Below are 16,169 nucleotides of genomic sequence, written 5' to 3'. Positions count from 1 at the left end.
GTCGCCGGTGTTGCCCGCACGATCAGCCCCATGACGGACCCCGCGGTGCTGGAGCGGATCGCCACGCGTCGTTCAGAACTGGACGGACTCGAAGAGCAGTTGGCCAAGCATCTGGAGGAGGTGCACGCCGAGCGGGACGAACTCGTGGTCGCCGAGCAGGTGCCGGCGCGGCTGAGCGAGAAGGTCGCCGCGGCACAGGCGACGACCGCGCCGGTGTCTGCGCAGGTGGGCGGGAGCGGGGCGCCGCCGGTCCCGCACCGCGCGCCGGCGCGGACAAGGGGGCGCTGCCTCCGGAGTACCAGCGCATCCTCGCCGTCGTGCAGCAGGCCGCGGGGCCAGTGATGACCCGGCACGTCGGCGAGGCGCTCGGGCTGACACCGAGGTGCGGGGCGCCCTGGAGCCGCTGCGCGCGAAGCTGACCAAGCTGGCCGACCGCGGCCGGCTGCGGAAGCCTCCCGACGGGAAGTTCACCGCCCGGCTGTGAGCGTAACCGCGGTGCACCGGGCGGCCGTTGAGTTTGTGTGACCAAAACCAAAGAGCCCGCCAGGGGCACCGCCTCCCTTGTCTACGGGTGTCGTCTACCGCTGTCCACGCGCACCTTGACCTACGTCGCCGACCTGCTGCGCCGCCACCTGAAGGCGATACGCTCACGCCGGCGGGCGCCGCCGGCCGGGAAGATCGCGCTGATCGTCCTCGCGGTGCTTCGGCACGACCCGCGCCTGGCCGACATGGCAGGCGGCAACAACATCTCCGCCAGCTCCGTGCGGCGCTAGTGCGACGAGATCATCGGCCTACTCGCTGCGAAGGCTTCGCGGCTGGACCGCGCCCTGAACAAGATCGCCAAGCGGGGCAGCGAAGTCGTCCTGATCGACGGCACCCTCATCCCCACCCAGCGCCGCGCCGGCGCCGCGAACCGCCCGAACCATTCCGGCAAACACCACCGTCACTGCCTGCACGTCCTGGCCCTGACCGTCGAGCGAGGCCGGATGGTCTTCAAGATGTGCATGCTCACCGTTCGTCAAATACTTCCTCGGACCGTTGATCCTGGGAAGACAGCTCCGTTTCTGAACCGTTGAATGCGACGGCCCGGTCGATGTGTGGCCGTCCGGGGCGTGACCGTCCAAGACCTGTCCGAACGAGGAAGAGCGGTGATCACGCGATGAAGGCGGTGCAGTTCCACGAGTACGGCGGGATCGATGTGCTGCGGGTGGAGGAGGTGGAGCGGCCGGCGCCCGGCCCCGGGCAGGTGCTGGTCGAGGTCCGCGCGGCCGGGATCCAGCCCGGCGAGACGATGATCCGCAAAGGCGCGCGGCACGGACGCTGGCCGGCGACCTTCCCTTCCGGGCAGGGCAGCGATCTGGCCGGCGTCGTGGTGGAAGCCGGTCCGCAGGTGCGTGGCTTCGCAGTAGGCGACGAGGTCCTGGGCTTCACCCATCACAGGGCGAGCCACGCGGAGTTCGTCGTGGTCGACGACGTGAATCTGACCTCGCGCCCGGAGGGGCTTTCCTGGGACGTGGCCGGGTCGTTGTACGTGGCCGGCACGACCGCGTACGCCACCGTGTTCGCTGTGGACCCCCAACCGGCCGAGACAGTCGTCGTGTCCGGTGCGGCGGGCGGCGTCGGGTCTTTTGCCGTACAACTCGCGCGGCGACGCGGCGCCACGGTGATCGGGCTGGCGAGCGAGCAGAACCATGCCTGGTTGAAGGATCGCGGTGTCATACCGGTCGAATACGGGCAGGACGCGGCCGAACGGATCCGGCAGGCTTCCACCGGGAACGTCGACGCGTTCATCGACACGTTCGGCGACGGCTACGTGGAACTGGCCGTGGAGTTGGGCGTGCGGCCCGAGCGGATCAACACGATCAGCGACTGGCAGGCCGCGGCCAGGGTGGGGGCGCGAACCTACGGAGAAGGTGCGGCGGCGTGCGCCGTCGTGCTCGGCGAGCTGGCCCGGCTTGCCGCGCGCGGAGAGCTGGAAGTGCCGATCGCCCGCACCTACCCACTGGAGCGGGTGCGAGACGCGTTCCGCGAACTGGAACGACGGCACACCCACGGCAAGATCGTGCTCCGACCCTAGGTCCTTCCTGTCGTCACATTCCCGTCGTCCGCCCGGAGGGCGGGCCCTGCGGCGTCAGGTACGTGCTCTCGGCGTGCCGGGCACAGGCCCTCGTACTGGATGTACTTGGGTCTGTGCCCGGTGCGGCGAAGGGGGTCCCTCCCTGTTCGAGCGAAGCCGAGAACTTGGGGGCGCGTGCATGGCGTCGCGGGGCAGACGGGAATGTGACGACAGGGCCTAGCCCCGGCTGCCCGAGGCGACCATCGAGCAGCTCAAGCAGGCAGAGGCCCAGCCGCATCCCCCCGGCCGCCACGGCGACCACGCGAGGTCGCCACCATCCTGTGCTTTCACCGGCCCCGCCACCGCCTGGCTCACCGGCCAGGCGGTGGCGGGGCCGGCAGCCTGGATCTGACACAGCCACCCACTCCGGAACACCAACGCAATGTCATCGCTGACGGTCGGCTGACTCCCCATGAAGTGGCCGACCGACGGGGAATCACAGCTGACCAATGACAGGCCGTCAGCTGCAGGTGCCGTAGACGGTGGTCCTGGCACGAGGGACGGTGGCCGGTCGGCGGGTGGAGCCGGCTCGAGGAACGACTGCGGACTGCGCCAGCGCATGATCTCGTCGTGCTGGGCGGCGCGCCGGGACAGTGCGAGCTCCTTGAACTCGGTCAGCTCTTCGATGGTCGCGTCCCGGTCGGTGACGCGGTCCTTCAGATCGGGGTTCTGTGCCTTCAGACGCTCCATCTGGGCCTCTTTGGGGCCTGGCGGCCCTCCCCGGCTTCCCGGAGGGCCGCCGAACGGCGTACGAACTCGTCACCGAGGCGCTGGTAGGAACCCTCCTCGGACGCTGCTGTCGCGGTCCTCCTGCGGGTAGAAATCGGTGCGGGTCACTCCCGCAGAGCAGACGCAGGGCCCCGAGGACCTTGCCCAGGATCTGCGCCTCGTCGCCAGGGATCGGCGAGCACGACGGGGTTCGAGGCATGAGCCACACCTGTCCGTAGATCGCCGCGTCGATCATGCTCTCGCCGAAGACCGTCAGGGCGAATAGGTCGCCCCCCACGACTTGGCGTTCTGTGTACGGACAGTGTGTTGCTGGAGGTCGTGTTGCCGTACAAGGAGCGTGAGGTGCAACTGAAGCGCAACAAGCTCACCCACAAGCGCGCTGGTCGCCGACAGGCGCAGTGCGGGACCCGGGAGCAGAGTCATCGAGCGAGCGGGAGACTCCACATCACCGGGGTGCGCTCACTCGGATGGCCCGTGCGCCGGGACATGCCGACAGATGTCCTCGACGCTGGGATCCCGGGCGTCGCTCGACGCCCTCGCACAGAAGGAGTGGCATGCGAATACCCTGCAAGTCGCGCCGCAACTTGAACATCGTCCGTTGGAGTGCGGCACTTCTGGCGGTATCAGGAATCACCTCCGCCCTGACACTCGTAACGGCGCAGGCAGGTGGCCCGAGCGGTGATCCCGGCAGGGAGAAGCCCACTATCGTTCTCGTGCACGGCGCCTTCGCCGACTCGTCGAGCTGGAACGGTGTCGTGAAACGGCTCCAGCAGAACGGCTACACGGTGGCCGCACCGGCCAACCCCCTCCGCGGTATCCCCCAGGACTCGACTTACCTCGCGAGTTTCCTGAAGTCCGTCAAGGGACCGATCGTCCTGGTCGGTCATTCCTACGGCGGAGAGGTGATCTCGCAGGCTGCCGCCGGAAACAACAATGTCAAGGCCCTCGTGTACATCAACGCGATCATGCCCGATGTGGGAGAGTCGTTCTCCAGCCTCTCCGCGAAGTTCGCTCCCTCTCCACTCACCAAAGCTCTGAAGCAGGTGCCCTTCCGCAACGGCGACGGCACCACCGGCACGGACGTGTACGTACAGCCGAACAAACTGCACCAGGTCTTCGCCGCGGACCTGCCCACGAGTCAGACCGAGATCATGGCAGTCACACAGCGTCCGATCGCGCTGTCGGCGTTCACGGACAAACTCACCGGCGCCGCATGGCGGAACAAACCCGTCTACGTCCTTGTCGGCAAACAGGACCAGGCGATCAACCCGAGCCTGGAGCGGTACGAGGCAAAGCGAGCGAACGCCCGAAAGACAGTGCAGATCGACTCCTCGCACGTGTCCCTGGTCTCGCATCCGCAGGCGGTCGAGAATCTGATCGTCGACGCCGCCGAGAACTACATGTGGAAGTAGGACGACCGGAAACAGAGCGACCGCGCAGCATTAGACTCGTAAGTCCTATATCTGTGCTGGTGCGCGGGCATGAAAAGAGGGCGTTCAGGTCATGTTGTGATGTAAGCGCCTTGCCGTGACGTGGCGCAGGCCCTCCTCGGCCACCACTCCTAGGCACGCATGCTGCGCTTCGCCCGCAGGTGCCCGACCGGCATGTTCCCCTAGCCCTTGGTCAAGCCGATGATCCGGGAGCCGGCCATGGACGGCGACCTCTGGTTCGACAACCACTGGATCATCGACTCCACTCCAGTGCCGTGTGGGATGAGCTGCGGTGAGATGTCCGATCCCCCGTTTACTTACTCAGGCAAACCTTCGCGCCCCAAGAAAATGCATCACCGAAAACGCTTCACCAAAACTGGGTGTATTCGTGGTGCACGTTTCCTGTATGGCGGCGTCGAAATCACGTTGAAATTCCGCGAGGCCGATGTGTGCACGCCTGGGTCGGCCACAAGTTGCCGACCCCCAGATGCCCGCTCACACTTGATGGGCACATGAAATCCGGTCGCATCATGCCCGTTCCAGGGCAACGTCTTACCGAGGAGCGACTCATGGCCAAGATCCTGTGTGTGCTGACCGGCGCGAGCTATTGGACCATGAAGGACGGGCACCGACATCCCACCGGGTACTGGGCCGAGGAGTTCGTGGCGCCTTACAGCGTGTTCACTGACGACGGACACGAGGTCACCGTGGCAACTCCGGCTGGGGTCGTTCCCGTTGTGGACACGATGAGCCTGGAGCCCCGTATGGCGGGCGGCGAAGAGAACGCACTCCGGGAGGAGGCCGTCATCGAGTCCGCGGATGAACTGAGGCATCCCATCTCCCTCCAGGAGGTGCGCCTGGAGGACTATGACGCGGTCTACTACCCCGGCGGTCACGGTCCGATGGAGGACCTCTCGGTCGACCCCGACTCCGGGGCACTGCTGCGGGAGGCACTCGCTTCCGGCAATCCGCTCGGCATCGTCTGCCATGCCCCCGCCGCTCTCCTCGCGACCCGTGACGCAAACGGCAAAACGCCGTTCGCGAACTACCGCGTGACGGGTTTCTGCAACGAGGAGGAGGCCGGTGTCGGTTTCGCCGACAAGGCCAAGTGGCTGCTGGAGGACGAGTTGAAGAAGCTGCCCACCCAGTATTCGCGGGGGGCCGCCTGGGAACCGTACACAGTCGTGGACCGCAACCTCTTCACGGGGCAGAACCCCGCCTCCTCGGGCCCTCTCGCCAAGGAGCTCGTCACGGCTCTGTCCTGACCAGGGGGAGGACGTGCGACCCCGATAACCTTCAACTCGAGTTCCTCGCCGCCCTAGATATCCGCCTGATGTCCGCGAGGCGCACACGAGTCGGCCGCCTGAGTGCTCTGCGCTTACGAGCACAATTACGAGCACAATCGGGAGGTGATCGTCATTCGCAGACGATGACCTGGCGTCCGACAACGTTGCTTTCGCGGCGCCCTCCTCGACCGGCAATGGCGTGGGCGATACTCCACGGCCATGTACTCGGCGAAGCCGCGTGGTGATCGACAGCGGGTGGGGTGGTGGCCGCTTGGCCGGTCGTCGCACGGCGGGGTTCTGGCTGATCTCGAAGGTATGGCTCCCTCCCGACGACGAACCTGCCACTTCATGGGTCCCATGCGAGGCAAATGGGCGAATTGCCTACTCTATCGGACGGTCATAGCGTGGATTCATGGCTATCGCAACGACGAGTCCCGTGACAGGTGAGGTCCTGAGGAGGTTCGACGAACTGACTCCTGAGGAACTGGAGGACAAGCTCGCGCGGGCGGCGGCTGCGGCCGCCTCGTACCGGCTGACGAGCGTCGAGCAGCGGGCGGAGTGGCTGCACCATGCGGCCGACCGTCTGGAGAAGGAGGTCGAGAGCGTCAGCGCGATGATCACCACGGAGATGGGCAAGACCTTTCGGGCGGCGGAGGAGGAAGTGGCGAAGTGCGTGCGCGGGCTGCGCTTCTACGCCACTGAGGGCCCCGCGTTCCTGCGGGATCTGGAGGGTGACGGCGGGCGCGTGGGCGCGAAGCAGACGTTCGTGACGTACCAGCCGATCGGTGCGGTGCTCGCTGTGATGCCGTGGAACCTGCCGTTGTGGCAGGCCATGCGGTTCGCCGCACCCGCACTGATGGCGGGGAACGTGGGCCTGCTCAAGCACGCCTCGAACGTGCCACAGTGCGCCTTGTACCTGGAAGAACTCTTCCGCGACGCGGGCTTCCCTGACGACGTGTTCCAGACCCTGCTGATCTCCGCGGGGAGGGTGGAGCAGGTGCTGCGCGACCCGCGGGTGGCGGCAGCGACGCTGACCGGCAGTGAACCGGCGGGACGGTCGGTGGCCACCATCGCCGGCCACGAGATAAAGAAGGTGGTCCTCGAACTCGGCGGCTCCGACCCGTTCATCGTCATGCCCTCCACGAACCTGGAGCGAGCCACCGACGTCGCGGTCAAGGCGCGGTGTCTGAACAACGGGCAGTCCTGCATCAACGGCAAGCGGTTCTTCGTGCACGAAGACATCGGTGACGCGTTCATCGAGATGTTCGTGGCGAAGATGGGCGCGCTCGTGGTGGGCGACCCGATGGACGAGGGCACCGACGTCGGACCACTGGCCACCGAGTCCGGCCGGCGGGACGTGGAGTCCTACGTCGACGACGCCGTCGCCAAGGGCGCAACGGTCCTCTTGGGCGGCGAACACCCGGACAGGCCCGGCTGGTTCTACCCTCCCACCGTGCTCACCGGCATCACACCGGATATGCGGATGTACCACGAGGAGGTCTTCGGCCCCGTGGCGCAGGTGTGGACGGTCCCCTCCCTGGAGGATGCCTTGCGGGAAGCCAACGCGCACCCCTACGGCCTCGGGTCGAACCTGTGGAGCGAGGACGAGGCCGAACGCGAACTCTTCGTCCGCGACGTGCAGTCGGGCATGGCCTTCATCAACGGCAACACGACCAGCTACCCCGAGATCCCCTTCGGTGGCGTCAAACGCAGCGGCTACGGACGCGAGCTGTCCGACCTCGGCATGCGGGAGTTCATGAACGCCAAGACCGTCTGGATCGGCCAGGACGCCTGAACCTCCCGATACCGGGCGGCAGTCGACACCACTGGCATGCCCGCCGACCGTCGCGACGCGCGGCGCGTCGATCGTGTGGAGGCGCGTCGATCGTATGGAGGCGCGACGATGAGCGGAACGAACCGGACCCCGTCGTCCGGGCAGGGAAGGCCCGTGGTCGCCGTGCTCGGCACGGGGACCATGGGGGAGGCCATGGCACGCAACATCGCGGCGGCTGGAGTGGGGCTGCGCGCGTGGAACCGCAACCGCGCCGCCGCCGAACCGCTGGCCGACACGGGCGCCGCGGTGTGCAACACGCCGGCCGAGGCCTGCCAAGGCGCCGACATCGTACTGACCGCGCTCGCGAACGAGAAGGTGGTCGCCGACGTGATGGACCAGGCTCGCGAGGGGCTGGGCGGCCACACGGTGTGGGTGCAGACGTGCACGGTCTCTCCGGACGGGTCTCGCCGTCTCGCGGAACAGGCGACCCGCCTGAACGTCGCCTACGTCGAAGCCCCCCTCCTCGGCACCAAGGAACCGGCCGTGGCCGGCACCCTGACCGTCCTGGCTGCCTCGCCCCAGCAGGAGGCACGGGAAGCGGTGCGACCCGTCCTGGAGGCGGTGGGCACACGCACCGTGTGGCTCGACGAGGTCGGCCAGCCGAGCAGCCTCAAACTCGCCTACAACGCCTGGGTCCTGACCACCGTCGAGGGCATCGCGGAGTCCCTCACCCTCGCCGGCACCCTGGGGGTGGACCCACGCCTGGTCATCGAGGTCATCGACGACAGCGGCCTCAACAGCCAGTACGTCCAGAACAAGGGCCCGAAGATGATCGACGACGACCTCGACACCCCCTCCTTCCCCCTCGAAGCGGCGGCCAAGGACGCCAGCCTGATCACCGACACCGCCCGTGCCGCCGGCCTGCACCTGGGCATCGCGGAAGTCGTACGCGAACGCCTCCGCCGCGCGGCCGACGACGGGCTCGGCCGCGCGGACGTCGCCGCGACCTACCGCATGTCCCGCCAGGCCGCATCCTGACCGGGCCGTCCAATCGAGAGAGGCTATGGGGAGGAACGATGACCCATGCCGGCATCGCTGCCGCACGTTCAAGCACGGCGCAACTAGCTGAGATCATCCCCCAGGTGGACGACGAGCAATGGGAGCTGCCGTCCGCGCGCGGCGGCTGGCGTGTCATCGACGTGGTGGCCCACCTCGCGGCCCTCGCCTCCGAGGCGGTGGACCCACCACCACCCGACCCCTCCCTGCCGAAGAACCGCGAGCGGTACCACGACCTACGCGTCGACGAACGCCGTGGCTGGAGCCATGCGGAAGTCCTCGACGAGTGGCGGCGGAGCACCCCCCGGCAGCTGGACCTCCTGGAAGCGGCCCAGGAACCGCCCGGGGCCGACCAGGCCGTCGAGGTGCCCGGGCTCGGTACGTATCCGCGCCACCTCCTGGCGAACACCATGGCGTTCAACGTCTTCTGCCACCTGCGCAACGACATGCTCGCCCCGGACGGCCCGCTCCCGTTCACCCTGCCGGAACCGACCGACAGCCAGGTCGCCCCCGCCGTCGACTTCATGCTCGCCGGTCTCCCCCAGATGCAGGGACCCGAACTCACCGCCACCGTCGATGGGCCCCTCGTCCTCGACCTGACCGGGCCAGGCGCCACCACCGTCACCGTCTTCCCTGCGTCCGGGCCGGACGGGGAGCTGACCGTGGCACCCGGTGCGGACGCCAGCACCCAGGTCCACAGCACGGCACTCGACTTCATCGCGTGGGCCACCACCCGCAAGCCCTGGCGCGACCACTGCCGCATCACAGGAAACGCCTCGGCCGCCACACCGTTCCTCGACTGCCTCAACATCATTTAGCGGAGGCGTGGACACCACCGCCGCGATGAGCGAGCGCGACATCGACATCTCCCCCGAGTTCGCCAAACCCTGGGCCGACGCGATCGTCCGCGCCACCGACGGTGTCGTCAGCTTGGGCTGCGGCGACGCCTGCCCGGTCTTTCCCGGCAAGCGCTACCTCGACTGGACCCCGGACGACCCCGCAGGCCGTCCTGTGCGGGCAGCCCTTCCCACGAGGGCCGGACCCGGTCGGCGCGGGGTGGTGCGGGTCGCGGCAGAGAATTCCCTTGCGCTCGAGGGCCATCAACCAACGGATCGACCCGTTCGGGTTGCAGCGCCCGCTGTCACAGGGGGTGTGCCGTGCTCATCAGCACGTTGCCGTTGCCCTTCCTCTGCCCACCCCAGGGACGGTCTGGTGCGATCGCGGGCGTATCGCCGCCCCGCTACCCTAATGAAAGGTGCATATATCTATGCAAATAGTGCATCTGACGTCATTACTGCCCCCCAACCCGCAGGGAAAGGAAGATCAGCATGCCTTCAGTGTTTCCCACTCCGATCCTGGAGTCCGCGGCGCAAGAACTTGCCGAGGCGACCTCCCCGCACCCCCGGATCTACGAGGTGTCGCCGAATCAGGGACGTGACATCCTGGCCGGCCTGCAGACCGGAGAAGGTGTCACGAAACCCGACGTCGAGGAGGAATGGGTGACCGTCGACGCCGGCAAGTGGGGGCAGGTACGCACCCGCATCGTGCGCCCGGCCGGCATCTCCGGGACTCTTCCGGTCATCCTCTACATCCACGGAGCCGGGTGGGTGTTCGGCGACGAGAACACCCACGACCGCCTCGTACGCGAACTCGCCGTCGGCGCCGGCGCGGCTGCGGTCTTCCCCGTCTACGACCGGGCCCCCGAGGCCAAGTACCCCACCCAGATCGAGCAGAACTACGCCGTGGCCCAGTGGTCCGCCCGCGAAGGCGCACAGCACGGCCTGGATGCCTCGCGCCTCGCCGTGTGCGGCGACTCCGTGGGTGGCAACATGTCCGCGGCCCTCGCCCTGATGGCCAAGGACAGGGGCGATGATGTCCGGGTCGGTTGCCAGGTCCTGCTCTACCCCGTCACCAACGCCGACTTCGACACCCCGTCCTACCTACAGTTCGCGGACGGGGAGTACCTGACCCGGGACGGAATGATCTGGTTCTGGGACCAGTACACCACCGATGCCGCCCAGCGCGCCGAGCCCTACGCCTCGCCACTGCGGGCCAGCATCGACCAGTTGCGCGGCCTGCCCCCGACCTTGGTCATCACCGACGAGGCCGACGTCCTGCGTGACGAGGGCGAGGCCTACGCGGCGAAGCTGCGTGAAGCCGGCGTCGACGTCACCGCGGTCCGCGTTCTGGGCATGGTCCACGACTTCCTGATGCTGGACCTCCTCCGTGACACCAACGCAACCAAGGTCGCCCGCCACCTCGCCATCGACGCACTCAAGACCGCCCTGCACGACTGACACCGATGATGTCCGTGGTGACGCTTCGGCGATGCCTCTTAGCCTAGGACTCCCAACGAAAGTGGTGGACTTGACCTGATCAGAGGTCGGTGTCGCGCACGAGGCCGCCGGGTATCGGGAGGCGGTCAGCCGCGTAATCGCACGCGATAAACCCGGCGACGTCGGCGATGATCCCCGGGATACTGGTCACCCATGGATGAGGTCAAAGTCGTCGTCGCCCATTCCGAGCGCGCGACTCTGCGCGTCGGTGACGTGTTCTTGAAAGTGGACGTCGATCAGGCGCGCATCGACGTCGAGGTCGAGGCGATGTCCCTCGCGCCGGTCCCGACCCCGGAGGTCCTGTGGCGCAAGCCGCCCGTGCTCGCGCTCGCCGCGCTCCCGGGGACGACGCTTGGGCGCCTCGGCGGGCCGTCGACCGGGTCACCGGCGGCATGGGCCGCGGCGGGCGCCGCCATCCGGAAGCTGCACGACGCGCCCCTGCCGCCCCTGCCGGGCCGCGCCGGCCGGAGCATCGTCGCGCTGGCGGCGGAACTCGACGACGAGTGCGAGTTGCTCGTGACGAACGGTGTCCTGCCCTCTGACCTGGTCACCCGCAACCGCCAGGTCGCCGAGGCCGCGCTCCGGCCGTGGACTCCGGCGTTCACGCACGGCGACCTGCAGATCGCGCACGTCTTTGTCGACGGCGGCAAGGTCACGGGCATCATCGACTGGTCCGAGGCGGGCCAGGGTGACGCCCTGTACGACCTCGCCACCTTCACGCTCGGACACGAGGAGCACCTCGACGACGTCATCGCCGGCTATGGCACCGACATCGACCTCGACGTGATCCACGCATGGTGGTCGTTGCGAAGCCTGCTGGTGATTCGCTGGCTGATCGAACACGGCTTCGACCCGTTCGAGCCGGGCTGTGAGGTCGACGTGCTGAGATCCCGGATGTGAGGCTGCGCGAGCCCGACTGCTACGTATGCGTCCTGACGCATCGAGCAGGCCATCCCCAGGGGCGCATCGTCTGCCCTTGCTCTCGACACAGTGCGGTGCGCAGTCGTCGCCGGCAGATGACGGCACAGCCGAGGGCGACGAACGCGTGGCGGATGTCGTCGCGAATCTCCCAGCGGATGCGCAGGCGGCGGAACCAGTGCAGCAGCGCGATCGCTCCTTCCACGACCCAGCGGTACACGCCCAGGCCGGAGCCGTGCCCAGTGCCGCGCCGGGCGAGGTGCGGGGTGATCTGGAACCGGCAGACCTCGTCCCGGTAGCCCTCGTGGTCATAGCCGCCGTCGGCGTACAGATACCCGGGGCGGCGCAGTGGCTGGCCGCGCTAGCCGCGGATCGGCGGGACGACCTGGATCAGCGGGATCAGTTGGGTGACGTCGTTGCCGTTGCCGCCGGTGGTGATTGCCGCGAGCGGGATGCCGTGCGCCTCGACGATCAGATGGTGCTTGCTGCCGGCCTTGCCCCGGTCCACCAGGGACGGACCGGTGGCCGGCCCGCCCTTCATCGCGCCGATGTGGCTCGAGTAGACCACTGCGCGGGAGAAGTCCAGCAGGTCTGCGGCCCGCAGCTCGGACAGCAGCAGCTCGTGCAGGCGCTGCCAGACCCCGACCTCGTTCCAGTCCCGCAACCGTCGCCAGCAGGTCATCCCCCAGCCAAAGCCCAGCTCCTGGGGCAGAAACTCCCAGCGGATCCCGGTGTACGGCACGAACAGGATCCCGCACAGCACCTTGCGATTATCCAGACGCTGACGACCTGGACGCTGCGGATTGCGCGGGACGACCGGCAGCAGCGGCTCGATCCGCGCCCACAACTCGTCGTCGATCTCCCACGGTCTTGCAGCGGTCTTCCTCGTCTCGGCTGGCTCGCACCCCCTTCGGCCAGCATCAACGAGAACTGACCCACCGTCATTCCCAGAGGTCCAGAAACCTCCTTTGACTACCCCTGTCTGAACTGACTACTTGGCGGTCCAACGTCCCGAGTCCTTTCCGCCGACGTCTTCCGTTCGCCGCGGCGCCTCCGGGGAACCCAGCATGCCCTGCGGCAGATAGCCGGACCGGACACCCAAATCCCACCCATGCACTTGTACCGCAAGGGCGGCCAGAGCAAGGGCGCTGAGCGGCAGCAGAGTACGGGGAACGGGATCGGATCCCATGCACTCCCGGTGCTCGGAGAGCCGGGCCGCGAGAGCCCGCTCAAAGGCGTGCTGGTCGTCGTCGAGAAGCACGCGAAGGAGGCGCTGATCCGATGTCAGGGGGCGGGCTGCGTCCAGTTTCCGGGCCGCCTCGGCGCGCTCGTCGGTGTCCGGCTTGCACAGGGTCACGGTGGGCCAGTCCCGGGGCAGGTGCCCGCGCGCCTGGGTCAGGTAGCCGCACAGTGCGTCCATCGCAGCGAGGTCCGCCGGATCCGACGTCGAATTCAGCTTCGAGTACGGCACCCCGTCTCGGATCGCGGGCGCGTAGTCGCTCCGCAGCAGCAGACCGATCGCCCGCTGCCGTTCCCACACCAGTCCGCTGACCAGGCACATCGCAAACGTGTCGCACCACCATCTGGCCGTGGGGACCTGCTCGATGGCGTCGCCGAAGGCGATGTCCTCGCTGCTGAGCGTCTCGCCGATCAGCGGGAAGTAGATTTCCTGGTCACCGTCGGGGAAACAGCCAACACTCAGCGCCCCCAGGGAGCACTCCGCCGCGGTCCGCAGTGCCGTGCGCGATGACTCGTCGAATGCGGGATCCTCAACGGTGCGGGCGGCAATGTGGTCGAGGAGCTCGTCATGCATCTCCTGCAGCTTCTGGGGGGACGGGTCGTCGTAGCGCAGCCAGTGCCACCGCCGCCGGGTCCGTCGACCGATGTCGTCGAGTGCCTGGGCTATTCGCTGTCCGCTGACCTCATGGCGCGTCACTTCCTGCACGTCTGCCGTCCCCCCGTGATCTCTTCCGCTGGACGCGGCACGCTATCAGCGGGTTCGGACATCGCCCCAGGTCCGGCCGCGCGACCCCGGCGCTGACAGGGGCGCCAGGTGGGCGGTACCGCCGCGTTCGCGCGAAGGCAAGTGGAACGTCGGCGACTTCAGGCCGGAATCGAATGAAGGAAGTCGAGCAACACCCCGCCGGTGGGTGAGCAGCTGTGCCTGAGCCCTCCACGACAATGATTCAGGGCTCTGAGACGCGGGCCTCTGAGCTGTGCGATGTGCATGGGCTGAGCCGGGTCGTACGGTGACCGCATGGGCAAAGCCCGGTTGCCCCGGCTGAGGCTGGGCGTCGTGGCCGGTCACGATCCTGAGACGGGCCATCAGATGCGCCCGCGCTTGCGGCGGCCCGCCGTGGACGTGTCCGGCTTGGTGCACAGGGGACCGAGACCAGCACCGGCGTTCGGACGGGTGATGAAGGCCAGCGGGCCGGCCTGAAGCTCGCCGTTGAACGGGGTGGGCGGGCCGGTGAAACCGCAGGGTACGGCGTCCGCGAGGTCGTTGAACCAGAAGCCGACGTGGAAGGTATTCGTCGGCTGCAAGGCGACGTCCGGATCGAAGCCGCGCCGTCCTCGCGCCAAGACACGACCCCGGCAAGGCCGTTGGCGTCGAACGGCAGCGCGCACAGGTCGTACCGCACGCACGCCAGTCGCTCGCCCGGCCCGAGCGACTCGAGGACGACGAGGAGCGCGAACCCGGACCACGAGGAGCAGCTCACCGACAGCACCCGGCAACCCGCCGACGAGAGCAAGACCTCCCGTACGGGCTTGGAGACCACCCTCGTAGAGCTCCACGGCGTCCGTCCCGGAGTACGTCGCCCCTGAGGCCCCGACGCCGCCGGAAGCGTCCTCGGCACCTCCCCTCGATCCCGATCCGAGCCTGCCCCCTTCCGCGACGCTTCGTCGCTTCTCCTGGCCGTGCCGGGGATTTCGCCGTTGACAGGGTTGGTTAATGGGATTAGCTTTTAGCTAACAGAGTTAGCCAGACAGGGGATGCCATGACCGAGTACCTTGCCGTCGACGGCGGCACGATCGCATACGAGGTGGCGGGGTTCGGCCCGCTGATCGTTCTCGCACACGGCATGGGCGACAGCCGCACCGCGTACCGTGCCGTGATCCCGCCACTGGTGGCGGCGGGCTATCGGGTCGCCGCGGTCGATCTGCGGGGCTGCGGCGAGTCCAGCGTCGGCTGGCCGGCCTGGAGCCGCACCGCCATCGCCGGCGACCTGCTCGCCGTGATCCGCCACTTGGGCGGCCCGGCCGTGCTCGTCGGCCACTCCATCTCCGGCGGCGCCGCCACCATCGCCGCGGCGCAGGAGCCCTCGCTGATCACCGCGGTTGTCGAGTTGGCGCCGTTCACCCGCAAGCAGTCGATCCGCCTCGGCGACCTGCGGGTGAAGCGCTTCCGGCAGGGCATGCTGCGGCTGCTCGGCGCGGGCGCGTTCGGCAGCGCGCCGCTCTGGCGCTCGTACCTCGACGTGGCCTACCCCGGCGTGAAGCCGGCCGACTGGTCCGAGCGGCTCGACCGCATCGACTCCCTGCTGCGCGAGCCTGGCCGGATGAAGGCCATGCAGGGCATGGGCCGCTGCGCCCCGACCGATGCCGGCGCGCAGCTCGGCAACGTCCGCTGCCCGGCCCTGGTCGTGATGGGCACACTCGACCCCGACTGGGCCGACCCGCGCGCCGAGGGTTCGGCGATCATTGACGCCCTGCCGTCCGGCCTCGGTCGCCTTGAGATGATCGAGGGCGCCGGGCATTACCCGCACGACCAGTTCCCCGAACAGGTGGTTTCGCTCATGCTCGCCTTCCTCGGATCGGACGCCGCTCGTGCCTAGGGTCGGTCTGGACCCGACGGCCGTGGTCGCGGCCGGCGCCGCCCTCGCCGACGAGGTGGGCCTCGCCAACCTGACGATGGGGTTGCTGGCCGAGCGGGTGGGCGTGCGTACGCCGTCCCTGTACAAGCACGTGGGCGGCCAGGAAGACCTCAACCGGCGTATCGCGGCCTTGGCGTTGAGCGAGGCCGCCGACGCCGTCGGCGGCGCGGTCCAGGGGTACGCGGGTCGCGACGCCCTGGCGGCCGCGGCGCGCGCCTTCCGCGCCTTCGTCCTGGAGCACCCCGGCCGGTACGCCGCGACGATCGGCGTGGAACCGTCCGGCCCGGACGACCCGCTGGCCATCGCGGGCCAGCGGCTGCTGGGCGCGTTCATGACGGTCCTGCGCGGCTACGAGGTCCCGGAGTCCGACGTGGACCACGCCCTGCGTATGCTCCGCAGTCTCTGCCACGGATTCGCCACGTTGCAGGTGGCCAACGGCTTCCAGTGGAGCGCCGACATCGACGAGAGCTTCGAGTGGCTGATCGCCTTCGCCGACCGGGGCCTGCGCGCCATGTGAGAGTGCTGCCGCCGCCGACGATCACCACATTTCCGGGGCCAGGCGTACGGCTTCCGGCGCCCGGAACAGCCGTACGTCGAAGAAGCCACGCGCCCGCACCGAGTCGTCGTACATGGATCGGAACGTCGGATT

Annotated in this window: 16 protein-coding genes and 1 pseudogene; 12 read left to right on the top strand and 5 right to left on the bottom strand. The window is 68.3% G+C overall.

Annotation, left to right across the window (positions count from 1 at the left end):
- The first annotated feature begins 30 nt into the window (after positions 1-30).
- Positions 31-342: a hypothetical protein gene (locus FNV62_RS54890; protein WP_225900698.1), complete on the top strand. Its 312-nt coding sequence runs from the start codon at positions 31-33 to the stop codon at positions 340-342.
- A 179-nt stretch (positions 343-521) separates the two neighbouring features.
- On the top strand, positions 522-773 hold the full coding sequence (locus tag FNV62_RS54885; RefSeq protein WP_181360974.1) for a hypothetical protein: 252 nt from the start codon (positions 522-524) through the stop codon (positions 771-773).
- 18 nt (positions 774-791) lie between these two features.
- Here the strand turns inward: FNV62_RS54885 and FNV62_RS54880 are convergent, their stop codons facing one another.
- On the bottom strand, positions 792-1,022 hold the full coding sequence (locus tag FNV62_RS54880; protein ID WP_181360973.1) for a hypothetical protein: 231 nt from the start codon (positions 1,020-1,022) through the stop codon (positions 792-794).
- Between the two features lie 137 nt (positions 1,023-1,159).
- Between FNV62_RS54880 and FNV62_RS50575 the strand changes: the two genes are divergently transcribed.
- Positions 1,160-2,077, top strand: a complete 918-nt coding sequence (locus tag FNV62_RS50575; RefSeq protein WP_143630122.1) for an NADP-dependent oxidoreductase — start codon at positions 1,160-1,162, stop codon at positions 2,075-2,077.
- 216 nt (positions 2,078-2,293) lie between these two features.
- Here the strand turns inward: FNV62_RS50575 and FNV62_RS50570 are convergent, their stop codons facing one another.
- Positions 2,294-2,806 (bottom strand): hypothetical protein, encoded by a 513-nt coding sequence (locus FNV62_RS50570; RefSeq protein ID WP_164331896.1) that lies wholly within the window; start codon positions 2,804-2,806, stop codon positions 2,294-2,296.
- A gap of 752 nt (positions 2,807-3,558) precedes the next feature.
- Between FNV62_RS50570 and FNV62_RS50565 the strand changes: the two genes are divergently transcribed.
- The 7 genes from FNV62_RS50565 (at position 3,559) to FNV62_RS50535 (ending at position 11,627) form a co-directional block, all read left to right on the top strand.
- On the top strand, positions 3,559-4,257 hold the full coding sequence (locus FNV62_RS50565; protein ID WP_313905099.1) for an alpha/beta hydrolase: 699 nt from the start codon (positions 3,559-3,561) through the stop codon (positions 4,255-4,257).
- Positions 4,258-4,844: 587 nt separating this feature from the next.
- Positions 4,845-5,540: a type 1 glutamine amidotransferase domain-containing protein gene (locus tag FNV62_RS50560; protein WP_143630118.1), complete on the top strand. Its 696-nt coding sequence runs from the start codon at positions 4,845-4,847 to the stop codon at positions 5,538-5,540.
- Positions 5,541-5,973: 433 nt separating this feature from the next.
- Entirely contained in the window at positions 5,974-7,356 is a 1,383-nt protein-coding gene (locus tag FNV62_RS50555) for an NADP-dependent succinic semialdehyde dehydrogenase (protein WP_143630116.1), read from the top strand.
- Positions 7,357-7,464: 108 nt separating this feature from the next.
- Positions 7,465-8,373 (top strand): NAD(P)-dependent oxidoreductase, encoded by a 909-nt coding sequence (locus FNV62_RS50550; protein WP_164331895.1) that lies wholly within the window; start codon positions 7,465-7,467, stop codon positions 8,371-8,373.
- 38 nt (positions 8,374-8,411) lie between these two features.
- A complete protein-coding gene (locus FNV62_RS50545) occupies positions 8,412-9,209 on the top strand; it encodes a maleylpyruvate isomerase family mycothiol-dependent enzyme (protein WP_143630112.1) in 798 nt (265 codons plus the stop codon).
- 510 nt (positions 9,210-9,719) lie between these two features.
- Complete coding sequence (locus FNV62_RS50540) at positions 9,720-10,688, top strand: alpha/beta hydrolase (protein ID WP_143604654.1); 969 nt, start codon at positions 9,720-9,722, stop codon at positions 10,686-10,688.
- Positions 10,689-10,880: 192 nt separating this feature from the next.
- Positions 10,881-11,627, top strand: a complete 747-nt coding sequence (locus FNV62_RS50535; RefSeq protein ID WP_143630110.1) for a phosphotransferase family protein — start codon at positions 10,881-10,883, stop codon at positions 11,625-11,627.
- Positions 11,628-11,646: 19 nt separating this feature from the next.
- On the opposite strand, the pseudogene FNV62_RS50530 reads toward FNV62_RS50535, so the two are convergent.
- The 3 genes and pseudogenes from FNV62_RS50530 to FNV62_RS50520 all read right to left on the bottom strand — a co-directional run bounded on the left by FNV62_RS50530 (position 11,647) and on the right by FNV62_RS50520 (position 14,189).
- Positions 11,647-12,504 (bottom strand): annotated as a pseudogene (locus FNV62_RS50530) (IS5 family transposase).
- 132 nt (positions 12,505-12,636) lie between these two features.
- Complete coding sequence (locus FNV62_RS50525; protein WP_143630108.1) at positions 12,637-13,590, bottom strand: immunity 49 family protein; 954 nt, start codon at positions 13,588-13,590, stop codon at positions 12,637-12,639.
- A gap of 380 nt (positions 13,591-13,970) precedes the next feature.
- Positions 13,971-14,189, bottom strand: a complete 219-nt coding sequence (locus tag FNV62_RS50520) for a hypothetical protein (RefSeq protein ID WP_164331416.1) — start codon at positions 14,187-14,189, stop codon at positions 13,971-13,973.
- A 455-nt stretch (positions 14,190-14,644) separates the two neighbouring features.
- Here FNV62_RS50520 and FNV62_RS50510 point away from each other — a divergent pair, with 455 nt between their 5' ends.
- Both FNV62_RS50510 and FNV62_RS50505 read left to right on the top strand, forming a co-directional pair.
- Entirely contained in the window at positions 14,645-15,481 is an 837-nt protein-coding gene (locus FNV62_RS50510) for an alpha/beta fold hydrolase (RefSeq protein WP_143630106.1), read from the top strand.
- A 22-nt stretch (positions 15,482-15,503) separates the two neighbouring features.
- Positions 15,504-16,037, top strand: a complete 534-nt coding sequence (locus FNV62_RS50505) for a TetR/AcrR family transcriptional regulator (RefSeq protein ID WP_097282185.1) — start codon at positions 15,504-15,506, stop codon at positions 16,035-16,037.
- Positions 16,038-16,169: the final 132 nt, after the last annotated feature.

The organism is Streptomyces sp. RLB3-17 (assembly GCF_007113425.2).
Classification (GTDB): Bacteria; Actinomycetota; Actinomycetes; order Streptomycetales; family Streptomycetaceae; genus Streptomyces; species Streptomyces mirabilis_D.
The sequence above is the reverse complement of the archived record's forward strand: the minus strand, read 5'-3'. Positions and strand labels throughout refer to the sequence as shown.